General features: G+C 35.0%; 10 protein-coding genes. 7 read left to right on the top strand and 3 right to left on the bottom strand.

Going from position 1 to position 12,884, the window contains the following annotated elements; translation table 11 throughout:
• From NST91_RS15020 to NST91_RS15045, 6 genes are all read left to right on the top strand, one after another.
• A complete protein-coding gene (locus tag NST91_RS15020) occupies nucleotides 1–1,665 on the top strand; it encodes an FAD-binding protein (RefSeq protein ID WP_341331803.1) in 1,665 nt (554 codons plus the stop codon).
• Nucleotides 1,658–2,311, top strand: a complete 654-nt coding sequence (locus NST91_RS15025; RefSeq protein ID WP_341331804.1) for a 2Fe-2S iron-sulfur cluster-binding protein — start codon at nucleotides 1,658–1,660, stop codon at nucleotides 2,309–2,311. The genes NST91_RS15020 and NST91_RS15025 overlap by 8 nt, the downstream gene beginning before the upstream one ends.
• Before the next feature lie 162 nt (nucleotides 2,312–2,473).
• On the top strand, nucleotides 2,474–3,316 hold the full coding sequence (locus tag NST91_RS15030) for an enoyl-CoA hydratase/isomerase family protein (protein WP_341331805.1): 843 nt from the start codon (nucleotides 2,474–2,476) through the stop codon (nucleotides 3,314–3,316).
• Between the two features lie 30 nt (nucleotides 3,317–3,346).
• Nucleotides 3,347–5,500, top strand: coding sequence for an acetate--CoA ligase family protein (locus NST91_RS15035; protein ID WP_341331806.1), 2,154 nt, complete (start codon nucleotides 3,347–3,349; stop codon nucleotides 5,498–5,500).
• Nucleotides 5,501–5,626: 126 nt separating this feature from the next.
• Nucleotides 5,627–6,844, top strand: coding sequence for an MFS transporter (locus NST91_RS15040; RefSeq protein ID WP_341331807.1), 1,218 nt, complete (start codon nucleotides 5,627–5,629; stop codon nucleotides 6,842–6,844).
• A gap of 331 nt (nucleotides 6,845–7,175) precedes the next feature.
• Nucleotides 7,176–7,520 (top strand): hypothetical protein, encoded by a 345-nt coding sequence (locus NST91_RS15045; protein WP_099355260.1) that lies wholly within the window; start codon nucleotides 7,176–7,178, stop codon nucleotides 7,518–7,520.
• Nucleotides 7,521–7,615: 95 nt separating this feature from the next.
• Here NST91_RS15045 and NST91_RS15050 read toward each other — a convergent pair whose 3' ends face one another.
• Entirely contained in the window at nucleotides 7,616–7,873 is a 258-nt protein-coding gene (locus NST91_RS15050) for a hypothetical protein (protein WP_099355261.1), read from the bottom strand.
• Nucleotides 7,874–8,008: 135 nt separating this feature from the next.
• Between NST91_RS15050 and NST91_RS15055 the strand changes: the two genes are divergently transcribed.
• Nucleotides 8,009–9,190 carry an alanyl-tRNA editing protein gene (locus NST91_RS15055; protein WP_341331808.1) on the top strand — a complete coding sequence of 394 codons (1,182 nt, stop codon included), beginning with the start codon at nucleotides 8,009–8,011 and terminating at the stop codon, nucleotides 9,188–9,190.
• A gap of 31 nt (nucleotides 9,191–9,221) precedes the next feature.
• Here NST91_RS15055 and ytvI read toward each other — a convergent pair whose 3' ends face one another.
• Both ytvI and parC read right to left on the bottom strand, forming a co-directional pair.
• Entirely contained in the window at nucleotides 9,222–10,277 is a 1,056-nt protein-coding gene (gene ytvI / locus NST91_RS15060) for a sporulation integral membrane protein YtvI (RefSeq protein WP_309099438.1), read from the bottom strand.
• A 156-nt stretch (nucleotides 10,278–10,433) separates the two neighbouring features.
• Nucleotides 10,434–12,878, bottom strand: a complete 2,445-nt coding sequence (parC, locus tag NST91_RS15065; RefSeq protein WP_341331809.1) for a DNA topoisomerase IV subunit A — start codon at nucleotides 12,876–12,878, stop codon at nucleotides 10,434–10,436.
• Between the last annotated feature and the right edge of the window lie 6 nt (nucleotides 12,879–12,884).

The following is a 12,884-nucleotide window of genomic DNA, read 5'->3' on the forward strand; positions in this document are numbered from 1 at the left end:
ATGGAAATTCTTAACCATGATCTGGTTTGTATAGGTAGTGGTGTGGCTGGAATGATGGCGAGTATCGTAGCATCTAATACAGATGCTAAGGTATGTTTGGTATCTAAAGAACCTCTAGGTTGGGGGAACACCAGAATATCAGGTGGAATTATCAGTACCATTGGATCGGATAAACACACGTTAAGTTCAGACATGATAAAGTCTGGAAAAAACCTTAATCAAACCCATCTACTAGAAAAATTACTTGATAATAGTGTAGGTGTACATGAGTTAATTGAATCCTGGGGGCACCTTTTTGTATCAGATCATAATATGAGTGATCAAAGGAAAAAGATAAAACCTGCTGGGCACTCAGAAGCTAGAACAATGCTCTCTTATCAAAGAGGTTTATTACTTGCTAATACGTTGCGAAGCAAATTATTAGATACAAATATTCATATTTTTGAAGAGGTCATTGCTTGTAAAATCATTCTTAATGAAAACAAAGTTCATGGTGTATTGCTATATGATTGGATAAAAGGAAAATGGAAGGCTCTTTTAACTCAGAGGGTGATACTTGCTTCAGGTGGAGGAGGGATGTTGTATTTCCCACACACAGATAATATGCGAAGCGCTACTGGCGACGGGTACGCAATTGGGTTAAATGCTGGGGCACATTTAATCGACATGGAACAAATCCAATTTATGCCTTTTGGGATTACTTATCCAAAAGGAATGTTGGGAATAGAATTGGGAGATACTTCTGCAGCAGGACCTTATGGAGTATTAAGGAACAATAAAGGTGAAATTATTTGTTCTGACTTATCTAATAAAACAAGAGAAGAAGTTAGTAAAACAATTGCACTTGAAATTATGAAGGGACATCCTACACCAAATGGAGGAGTATGGCTGGATCCAACTGCCAATCGTAATTATCAAGATGGAGAGGAATCTTGGGAGAATTGGAAAACAATTGGTTCTTTAGACCCATTAAAGCTAGCAAATGGAACTAAGGCATATCAGTGGAAGGAATGTTTTGAAGTACTACCGACACAACATTATATAATGGGTGGACTATTGATTGATAATAAAGGGAATACATCTGTAGATGGGCTTATGGCGGTTGGTGAAACCGCAGGAGGAATTCATGGTGCTGGTAGAATGGGTTCAATGTCACTTTTTGATGGATTAGTATTTGGGAAAATTGTAGGAAATGAAGTTGCAGGAAAGTATGAATCTATAAAAAAATTAAGTAAAGACTATCTAGAAGAAGAGAAAGATAATTTTATAAACCATGTAGCAAACCAACACGGAGAACAAAACACTATAAAGCTAAAGCGTGAATTAGGGCATGTCATGTGGAAATATGCTGGTATTATTAGAAGTCAAGAAATGTTGGTAGACGGTATGGACTTACTAACTAAGATAGAAAAAAAGTCTCACTTCCTTTCTGTTAATTGGAACAAAAGCATAAATTATCAGGCACTAGAAGCAATTGAATTACGATTCATGATACAAACTGCCAAAAGTATTTTACTAAGTGCTCTAGAACGAAAAGAATCTAGGGGGAGTCACTATCGAGAAGATTATCCTGCTATGAAAGATTCTGAACCCTTGAAAAATATTGTAATTCATCTAAAAAACGGAAATCTTTTTACCTTACTAAAGGGGAATTCCAATGAGTAAAAGTAAAATTAATCTAAAGATAAATAGAACAATAGATTCTAAAACTTGGGTTGAGAATTACGAGTTGGGAATTGATGAAGGTAAATCCACTTTATTAGAAGTACTTTTAGACATACAGACAAAAGCGACACCACCCCTAGCGGTACGTTATGGATGTAGATATAAAAATTGCGGTTTATGTGGTCTAACCGTAAATGGTGCTCCTCGAATGGCCTGTATGACAAAAGTAAAAAACAATATGAATGTGGGACCGCTTGAAAATCTACCTATATTACAAGATTTAATAGTTGATCGTTCAATAATAACGGAAACTATTAAAAAAATGCAATTATTTCCTCGTTCACTAAATATTTCTCATTCTACTTCTACAATAGATGAGAAATATGAAGCTGTAAGTAAATGTACTGATTGTCAAGCTTGTATGTCAGGAAGTAGTGTTTATAAACAGAAAAGAGAAGAAGGCGTATCAGGACCTCTATTCTTTGTAAAATTAGCTCAACTACAATTTCATCCGCAGAATAACATAGATTACCGTAAAAAAGCAGTAGAATTGGGTGTAGAGGCATACAAGGACAGTCCTGCGATCCCATGTCCATATGGAATTCCAATAAAAAAGGTAGCGATTGATTCATTTTTAGACTCATGATTTATATAAATGAATTAAAAATGAATTAATGATTTAATGTGACTTATTAATTCATGATTTATTAAGCAAAAATCACGACATTTAAGCATATTTAAAGTTGGCACGATTCTTGCTTATAAATATTAGTAGAAACACAAAATTAAAAGAAGGATGTGTACGATAATGACAGAAGTAAAAGCAAATAATGTATATGAGACTGTAATTTGTGATGTAGTTGGAAATGTTGGAGTAATAACTTTAAATCGTCCTAAACAATTAAATGCAATTAGTGAACAATTAACAAAAGATGTGTGGAACGCATTGGATGAACTTGAAAAAAACAATGATGTTAAATCAGTTGTGATAACAGGTGCTAATAATAATTTCTCATCTGGTGTTGATTTAAAAGAAGTTTACTCAATGCCAAATCCAATTGGTGAAGAACCTGCTGAAGTTTGGAGAGAACATTTAGAATCTTTATTAAGAGTTTCATTAAAAATGTGGGATCTGAAAAAACCAGTGATAGCTGCAGTTGATGGCTATGCATTAGGAGGTGCCGCCGATTGGGTGTTCTCAGCAGATCTTGCTATTGCATCAGAGCAAGCTGTAATTGGCGAACCAGAAATTCGTTTTGGTGCAGCACCACCAACATTAATGATGCCTTGGGTGGTAGGAATGAGAAAAGCTAAGGAACTATTATATACTGGTGATTCAGTAGATGCTAATGAGGGGTATCGTATAGGTATTTTTAACCGTGTTGTTCCCCAAGAACGTTTATTAGATGAGGCAATTTCATTAGGTGAAAAAATGGCTAAAATTCCACCTTCAGCTTTAAAAATTACAAAAGTGACCATTAACAAAATTTATGAAATGATGAATATAAAAGAGTCCCTAGACTATAACCTGGAAGCTGCAATTGCCATGTTCTTCTTAAACAAACCTGCTGACGTTGCAGAAGTTGGGGAATCTATTAAAAGAGATGGACTCAAGGCCTTTTTACAAAAAGCAAATGATGGATTTGAATAATATAATATCTGGTGTGCAGGGGGGATATAAATGAATCTGGAAATGCTTTTCAGGCCGAATTCTATAGCATTAGTAGGAATATCGCCTAAAAATAATAGAGCCACTCTAGCCTATCAAAACTTAATGAAAATTGGATATACGGGTGAAATTTACTTTGTCAACGCAAAGTACACAGAAGTCCACGGTCAAAAATGTTATCCAAGTATAAGTGATATTCCTACAAAAATTGATAGTGTTTACGTTAGTATTCCTAGTGATTATGTAATCCCTACTCTGAAAGAGGCTGTAGCAAAGGGAGCAAAGGGTGCAGTTGTAATTACTAGTGGATTTGGAGAAGGAGAAGGTACGGGAAGCGAAAAGTCCGAGGAACTTATTAGTTTTGCTAAAGAAAGTGGATTAGCAATTGCTGGACCAAATTGTTTGGGATTAATTAGTGCAGCTAATAACTTTTCAGCATATGGTTTTTTCTTCCCAGATGGACTTAAAAAAGGAAATGTTGGTGGCGTCTTCCAAAGTGGGGGTCTAATGCATGCTATCGCTGGAGAGCTTGGAAACAGAGGGGTAGGCCTTAGCACAATTATTTCAAGTGGGAATGAGATGGTTGTAAATAGTAGTCATTATATTGAATACTTAGCAACAGATCCCGATACAGATGTAATCATTGCGTTTATAGAGGGAATCAAAGATCCAGAACGATTTAGTAAAGCCGCAGAAATTGCTTATAAGAACCGAAAACCTATTATACTCGTAAAGGTTGGAAAGTCTGAAAAAGCAGCTCAGGCAGCAGTCGCACATACCGGTAGTATGACTGGTAGTGATAAAGTAATCGAAACAATGTTTAAGCAAAAAGGGATCATTCGAGTTAGCGATATAGATGAATTGATCGAAACAACAATATTATTTTCTAACGGTGTCTATCCAAAGGGATCAGGTGTCGCTATCACTACCACATCAGGTGGTGAAGCAGGAATGTATTCCGACATAGGGCAAGAATTAGGGGTTAACTTTATTGACTTCAATGTTTCAACAAAAGAAAGTTTGAAAAATATTCTTCCAGAATTCGGATCTATAGGAAACCCACTAGATACGACTGGAAATGCGGCACTTGATAAAAATATGTATAGCTCTTGTTTGAATGCAATTGCACAAGATGAGAATGTAGATATTATTGGAGTTTCGCAAATGGACATAACTGAAAGCGCTTTAAATAATAATAAAACAACAAAAGTTGTTGTTGAGAGTATGCTAGATTGTTTTAAATTATACAAAAAGCCGATATTGTTATTTACTCCTAATGCAGGTGGAGCAGATAAAAAGGTTGGAGAAATGCTGTTGAAAAAAGGTATTCCTTTATTAACAGGTGCGATTCCAACATATAAAGCAATCCAAAATTTAATTACCTATTCTAATTTCTTGAAACAAAAAGAGGAACAGAGTGGGCAAATTCCCAATACTAGAGTATTAAATAATGAAAAAAGAGGAGTGTTGGCAAATAGGGTTGGAGTGCTTACAGAGCGCGAGAGTCAAAGTATATTAAACGAATATGGAATAAGAGTACCACAAAAAACATTGATGCAATCAGCAGAGGACGCTGTGGCAATTGCGGATAACATTGGGTATCCAGTAGTTTTAAAAGTTGAATCAGCGGAAATTCCGCATAAATCAGACGCTGGTGGTGTAAAGCTTAATTTAAAATCTAAACAAGAAGTGAGTAAAGCATTTAATGATATTATCACAAATGTATCAATGAAACACCCTGATGCAACAATTAATGGAGTTGTTGTAGAAGAAATGGTTGTAGGAGGGGTTGAAGTAATAGCAGGTGCGAAAGTTGATCCAATGTTTGGACCAGTCGTTATGGTCGGATCAGGTGGTGTTTTAGTAGAGTTACTAGAAGATGTTAGTTTAAGACTAGCGCCAATTACTCATTATGAGGCAGAACAGATGATCAATGAAACTAAGCTTGCTAAGTTACTTGAAGGCTACAGAGGAAAGGCTGAGGCTGACAAAGATGCACTAATCGATGCTTTAGTTAGGCTATCAACTTTTGTATCAGAAAATAAAGAATATATACATGAAGTAGAAATTAATCCTTTGTTAGTACTACCAAAAGGGCAAGGCTATAGGGCAGTAGACGGCCTAATTGTGCTAAAAAATCAATCAAAAGAAAAAGTAAATATATAATTTCATTATGCATAAGAAAGCAAGATAAAAGATAAATTGTTATCTTGCTTTCTAGTTTTAATAAATTGGAACAAACAATACTGTGAGTACTCCGCTATATTTAACTTCAAATTTTAGGGGGAGGAAATGAAACATCTTTCTATATTCCCATTGTTACTAGTTTCGTGTGCACAATTTTTATCTATGTTAATATGGTTTAATTATTCTGCAGTATTACCTTTAATTCAAAGTGAGTGGGAGTTAACATCTGGTCAAGCTGGGATAATCTTATCCTCATTCCAATTTGGTTACGTAATCTCTGTATTTTTTTTCGGTTACCTGTCTGATCGAATTAATCCCAGAATAATTTTTATTATATCTGCATTCATTGCTGGCCTAAGTGGATTATTATTTGGTTTGTTTGCAAATGATTATATTAGTGGCTTAATTTTTAGAATTTTAGCTGGAATTGGTTTAGGTGGTATCTATGTACCTGGATTAAAGTACTTATCAGGTATTTATCCTCCTCATTCAAGAGGAAAAACGTTTGGAATTTATGTTGGTGCTTTAGTAGTTGGATCAGGGAGTTCATTATTGTTCTCTTCCCCCTTAATTTCATTTTTTGGATGGCGAGAAGTTGTTATTATCACATCTCTCGGTTCATTTTTGGCTGCGCTAATGATGTTACTATATAAAGTGAATCCAGAAATGCCAAAATCACCGCCTGAGATGTCCATTACATTATTAAAATCATTATTTAAAAATAAAAAATTGGTAGCCATGAATCTTGCATATGTTGGACATATGTGGGAACTATATGCTTTTTGGGGATGGGTCGGGCCATTTATGGTCTTCACAGCCATGACTCATGGGTTCTCAATTAAGGAGGCTCAGCAAGTTGGAAATCTTTGGGCTGGAATATTTATCGTCATTGGAGCACTTGGTACGTGGATGGGGGGAGAGTTGTCAGACCGTATCGGTAGAGTAAAAGCACTAAAGCCATTACTCTTAACTGGATTACTTTCTTCGTTTATTTTTGGTTGGATATCTTCAATACCCTTCTCAGTTATCATAATAATTGGAATTATATACGGAATCACTGTAGCTGGCGATTCTCCTATTTACTCTGTAGCCATAAGTGAATTGAGTACACAAAATACAATGGGATTAGCATTAGGTATGCAACAAGTACTTGGTTACAGTATTACAATTATTTCTCCTAGCGTGTTTGGATTTGTTTTAAGTTCATTTTCAAATGAAATTGTAGGCTGGGGTATTTCATTTGGTATACTAGCAATAGGGGCGGTCGTAAGTTTATTAGTATTGCCCAAAAATTATCAACAGCAAATCTCCCATAGTGCATAAACAAGTTGCTCGTAATAAATGCATATAACGTTTTCTGCTCAAAAATACCTCGATCGCCTATGCTGAATGAGGTATTTTTGTTATGATGTTATGATATAAAGGAGGTTTACTTTACAGTATTCATTCTCTATATGACAAGATAAGTAATTCGTTCAGTTTTTATTTAGTTTACATAATATCTATTCTAGGAACTTAGATAAAACCGTAAATTTAACAGCAAATCCATGATATAATCAAGTTAACACAAATTCCATAAGCTTTATTAATTGCGTTCTTCATTAACTTACATATCTAACTACATATATAATTTCACTCAGGAGCTGATCTACAAATGCCTTATGAAAGTAAAATTAGACACCATAATGCCGATCGTGTTACCAAAAATACTACTGTTAGCCGCAGTTTACTTGAACAAATTAAAGAAATAGCAAACCATAAACAAGTTCCGTTCAATCAATTACTAACTGAAGGAATTGATTACGTATTAGATACTTATAAGAAACCTAAAGAATATAAATCCCCAGTTAAACCTAAAGATCGCATCAAAATGGGCACAACATTTAGTAATTCACAATATGAACAACTAAAAGATCGTGCACGTAGACTTCATACACATGCAAACACATTAATTGAAATCGGAATGGAATTTATCATTAAAAAATATCATAATGATTAATTCCAGCCCTCCCTCGTGTTTCTTCAGATTTTGGTTTACATAATATTATTATGTTAAACTTTCACCTTTTCTTCTAATCCTTATCTTCCCGTCTTTTAATTTAACTTCCCACGAATTTCTATAAATTCATCTAATAACTCCTTCATCTCAGCTTGATTAAGCCTAATCGGCATCTGATCATTTAACGTAATATAATGCTCGTTTTCCCCACTATCTACTTTTCTTGATAAGTAATCACAAATCGCTCCTAGCCTCTCCTTGCTTATTACAGATTGGGTAGTCATATGCTTGAATTGCGTTAACACAAATGCTTCTTCTTCAATTTCTCCCATAATCAATTTATTCTCATCCATTCATTGTTCCACCTTTCTTATCATTAAATTGCTCTTCCTCCCTCTTCTTTATAACAACTAACAGCTTTAATTATTGAATCTTTATTTCTTTTCTTGTATGTTTTAATTATCTATATTGAAAGGATCGAGAATTTGATGACCAAAAAGCTATATTATGAAAATCCATACTTAACAAATTGGACAACCACAGTAACAAATATTATAAAAAAAGATGACTTCTGTCTTGTAACACTTGAGGAAACTGCTTTTTATCCTGAAGGTGGTGGGCAGCCATCTGATTCTGGAAAGATTGATCATATTCAAGTATTAGATGTCTATCAAGAAGCCGGAGAGGTATACCACAAACTCTCCCATCCCCCTGAAAACCGGACTGTAAAGTGTCAAATTGACTGGAAACTACGATATGACCATATGCAACAACATACAGGCCAGCATTTGTTATCAGCCATCTGTATTGAAGAATATGATGCACACACATCAAGCTTCCATTTAGGGCAAGACACCGTTTCAATTGATTTAAGTATCCCAGAATTTAATGCTGATCAGCTCCTACATATTGAAAAGCAGGTTAATAAAGCTATCTATGAAAACCGCGAAATTAGAACATATTTTGTTTCTAAAGAACAAGTGAGTACCCTTCCCCTTCGAAAAACACCTGACGTTGAAGGAGATGAAATGCGCATTGTTGAAATTGATGGTATCGATACATCTGCATGCGCAGGCACACATGTGTCAAGAACTGGCGAGTTAGGACTTATGAAGCTTTTAAAAACGGAAAAAAGCAAAGGAAATACACGTGTATACTTTATTTTCGGTGGCCGCGCTTTAGAGGATTATCAAGCAACACATAGTGTTTTGACAACCTTAGCAAACAAACATAGCACGAATCGTGAAGGGCTAATCGAAAAAATTACTAAAATAGAAACCGATAACAAACAATTTCAGAGAGAAATCGAGGAGTTAAAAGGGAAACTTAATCAGTACCTAGCTCAAGAACTTATTCAATCTCATAATGATTCAATCATTAGCCAATCATTCGATGAAAAAGCTTTAAAAGAACTTCAAGGAATTGCAAAACAAATTAATGAGGCGTCCAATCAATGTGTTATTTTTACATCTACACTAGAAAATAAACTACTTATCTCCCATAATGGAACACTACCCATTGAGTGTGGAAAATTATTTAAACAAGAGCTTAAAAACTATAATGGCAAAGGTGGCGGCAATAACACAACCGCACAAGCTGCATTCGATAAATTAGAAGATATGGAGGCATTTAAACGCTTTTTAGAAGCAAAAATAAAAGATTCTTTATAAGAAAAAAGCTACCTGCATGGGTAGCTTTTTTCTATAGTTTATCTGATTTAAAGTTTAGATTAATGACACCAGCTTTTGTTAAAGAATCATAAAGAATCACTAATAGTGGACCAAGTAGTAATCCAACAATGCCGATTATTTTAAACCCTAGGTACATACTGATGAGTGCTGCTAAAGCACTGATACCGAAACTTTGCGAATAAACCTTCGGCTCAATAATTTTTCGAATCACGGTTATAAGTACAAAAAGAATAAATAATCCTATTCCAAGCTTCGTATTTCCGTTGATTAATACGAAAATGGCCCATGGAACGATAAACGATCCTGTACCTAATATAGGTAGTAAATCGACCAGTACAATGAGCAAGGATACAATTAGAAGATACTTAACATCTAAGATCCAAAGCCCAATATATGTAACAACAAAAGTTACTCCACTAAGAACTATCTGAGCCTTTAAAAAGCCTACAAATATCTTTTTTAATTGGGTTATTACAATCTTCATTTTTTCAATAGAGCTTTCTTGCAGCATATCTTTAAGCCTGTTTTTAATTCCAGGTAGATCATTCATGAAAAGAAAAGCTGCCACTAAATAAACAATTAGCTCTAATAATAGCTGAGGAAGACTTGAAACGAAACTAAACGTCCCCTCTGTTAAATTCCTTGCTGCAACGATTAATAAATCCTGGAAGGAATACAGGGTATTCATAATAGAATCCAAGACTTCCTTAGGTAAATCCTCAAAATAAGTTTCAAACTTTTCAAAGGTTGCAATAATTTGGTCTGTATCAATACTTGAAACATAAAACGGTATATTTTTTACGACTGTAATCATTTGATTAATGATGACATTGACTAATAAGTATCCCAAAAATAAAACGAACACCATAAAAATAACAAATGTTACTGTAACCGAATAAATCCGTTTAAATCGGTATTTTGTGATTAATAAATTTACTAATGGCTCTAATAACAGAGCAGTTAGAAAGGCCAAAATCAATGAAATTGACATTGGTAATAAATACAATAAAACAATTGCTACTATGAGAAGGAGAATATTTCTTTTATTAATATATTTTTTTACCATTTTCGCAAAATTACCTACTCTCTAATCCTTATAAAATTATTGTACAGTAAAGCAGGGATATTTAAAATATAAATATTTTTCAAAATAGATACTTCTAGTTAACAATATTATTTCATAATCAAAAACAGCTACCCTTAAGTAGCTGCTTTTCGATCATTATTTTATTTCTTCAGAATTTTCCTCATTTGTGACAATCCATGTATCAATTACTTCTCCCGCTTCATCTGTATCAACTACAAATGAACCGTTGCTATAACGATCATTTGGACGTAAGGATTTTATTTCGACTGATTCGATTTTTCCGTTTTGTGTCTTAAGGAAAAGTTCATCTTGATTTGTTACTAAATGTGCGCCTGAAATACGGTGTGGATGATTTTTCAACTCACGAAGCATAACCAATCCACGTTTTGCTCTTGTTGCTTTTTCGAATTCTGCGATTTTCATCTTCTTGACTGCTCCACGTTGTGTAACAATACTTATCTCAGCTGGCGTTGATGGTGGTACTACCGAACCGGCTACAACATAATCGCCATCCTTTAAGTTGATACCTTTAACGCCTGCTGCTCTTGCACCAACAACGTTGACTTCTTCTTCTCCAAACCAGAGTCCATACCCTAGATGTGTAACTAAGAAGACATCCATATTGCCGTTTGTGATATGAACAGATACAACTTCATCATCGTTTTTTAGATTAATTGCTACCAGTGGTTTTGAATAACGTTGTGCTTTATACATAGTTAACTCTGACTTTTTCACCATACCGTTTTTGGTGATAAAGAGTAGATATTCTGGCAACTCGAAGTTCGTAACAGGTAATGCCTCTATAATGAATTCATCACGATCAATACTTATGATATTGGCAACATGTTGTCCTAGATCTTTCCACCTTATATCAGGTAATTCGTGAACTGGAATATATAAATAATTCCCTTTGTTTGTAAAGAGCAATAAGGTATCGGTTGTATTGATTTCAAATTTGTGTAACAGTCGATCTGTATCCTTTATGCCAAAATCTTGGCCGTTTGATGCAGCATATGATCGAGGGCTTGTCCGTTTAACATAGCCGTCCTGGGTGACAGTTACAATTACATCCTCAGATGGGATTAATACCTCAAGATTAATCTTTATTTCTTCAATCTCGTCTTCTATTTTTGAACGACGATTATCTGCATAGGTTTTTTTTACTCGCTTCAGGTCATTTTTTATGACCTGAAAAAGCTTGCGTTCATTTTGTAGAATTTCTACTAATTCACTTATCTTTTTATTTAACTCATCATACTCTTGCTGAAGTGCTGTGATATCAGTGTTTGTTAAGCGATATAATTGCAAGGAAACGATTGCTTCAGATTGCGGCTCTGTAAATCCGAATTTATCGATTAAATTATTTTTCGCGTCCTTTTTATCCTTTGAAGCACGAATTGTTGCAATAACCTCATCTAAGATTGATAACGCCTTAATAAGACCTTCAACAACATGCTGACGTTCACGTGCTTTTTCTAGTTCATAATGAGACCGATTGGTAATAACCTCTTTTTGATGGGCAATGTACGCATCCAATATTTTCGGCAGGCTCATCAATACTGGTCTTCTGTCCATAATAGCTACCATGTTAAAGTTATAGGTTATTTGAAGATCAGTATTTTTATAGAGGAAGTTTAGTACTCCTTGTGCGTCTGCATCTTTTTTTAGTTCAATAACGATTCTTAAACCTGTTCGGTCAGTTTCATCGCGTACTTCATTTATACCTTCCAGTTTACGGTCTAATCGAATCTCGTCAATTTTTTTAACCATATTTGCTTTATTCACTTCATATGGTATTTCAGTGACAACGATTTGTTGTTTTCCACCACGAAGATCTTCAATCTCTACTTTTCCACGGACAATGATTTTTCCTTTTCCCGTTTCATAGGCTTTCTTTATCCCTTCAATCCCTTGAATAATACCACCTGTTGGGAAATCTGGCCCCTTAATCACTTCCATGAGTTCATCAACAGTTGAGTTTGGATTGTCTATACGCTTGATGACACCATCTATAACTTCTCCTAGATGATGAGGCGGAATATCTGTAGCATAACCTGCTGAAATTCCAGTAGAACCATTTACAAGTAAGTTTGGGAACATCGCTGGTAATACGACTGGTTCTTTGCTTGTATCATCAAAGTTCGGAATAAATTCAACAGTGTTTTTTTCAATATCACGTAACAGCTCGGAAGCAAGACTTGAAAGACGTGCCTCCGTATAACGCATAGCTGCTGGTGGATCACCATCATTACTACCATTATTTCCGTGCATTTCCACCAGGACATTCCGAACCTTCCAATCCTGACTTAGACGAACCATCGCATCATATACAGATGTGTCACCGTGAGGATGGTAGTTACCAATTACATTACCAACGGTTTTAGCCGACTTACGAAAACCTTTTTCAGCTGTATTACCTTCAACATGCATGGCATAAAGGATTCGCCTTTGAACGGGTTTAAGACCATCCCTTGCATCTGGTAAAGCACGATCTTGAATAATATATTTACTATATCTACCGAAGCGATCTCCAATTACCTCCTCTAGAGGTAGATCACGGTATTGTTCTGTTTGTACCATTTATTG

This window comes from Ferdinandcohnia sp. FSL W7-1320 (genome assembly GCF_038050315.1).
GTDB lineage: Bacteria > Bacillota > Bacilli > Bacillales > Bacillaceae_L > Ferdinandcohnia > Ferdinandcohnia aciditolerans.

Bases quoted from the DNA above. Each gene is read 5' to 3' on its own strand.
- NST91_RS15030 (WP_341331805.1), top strand. From the start codon at position 2,474: ATGACAGAAGTAAAAGCAAATAATGTATATGAGACTGTAATTTGTGAT.
- NST91_RS15020 (WP_341331803.1), top strand. From the start codon at position 1: ATGGAAATTCTTAACCATGATCTGGTTTGTATAGGTAGTGGTGTGGCT.
- NST91_RS15045 (WP_099355260.1), top strand. From the start codon at position 7,176: ATGCCTTATGAAAGTAAAATTAGACACCATAATGCCGATCGTGTTACC.
- NST91_RS15055 (WP_341331808.1), top strand. From the start codon at position 8,009: ATGACCAAAAAGCTATATTATGAAAATCCATACTTAACAAATTGGACA.
- NST91_RS15050 (WP_099355261.1), bottom strand. From the start codon at position 7,873: ATGGATGAGAATAAATTGATTATGGGAGAAATTGAAGAAGAAGCATTT.
- ytvI (WP_309099438.1), bottom strand. From the start codon at position 10,277: ATGGTAAAAAAATATATTAATAAAAGAAATATTCTCCTTCTCATAGTA.
- parC (WP_341331809.1), bottom strand. From the start codon at position 12,878: ATGGTACAAACAGAACAATACCGTGATCTACCTCTAGAGGAGGTAATT.
- NST91_RS15025 (WP_341331804.1), top strand. From the start codon at position 1,658: ATGAGTAAAAGTAAAATTAATCTAAAGATAAATAGAACAATAGATTCT.
- NST91_RS15040 (WP_341331807.1), top strand. From the start codon at position 5,627: ATGAAACATCTTTCTATATTCCCATTGTTACTAGTTTCGTGTGCACAA.
- NST91_RS15035 (WP_341331806.1), top strand. From the start codon at position 3,347: ATGAATCTGGAAATGCTTTTCAGGCCGAATTCTATAGCATTAGTAGGA.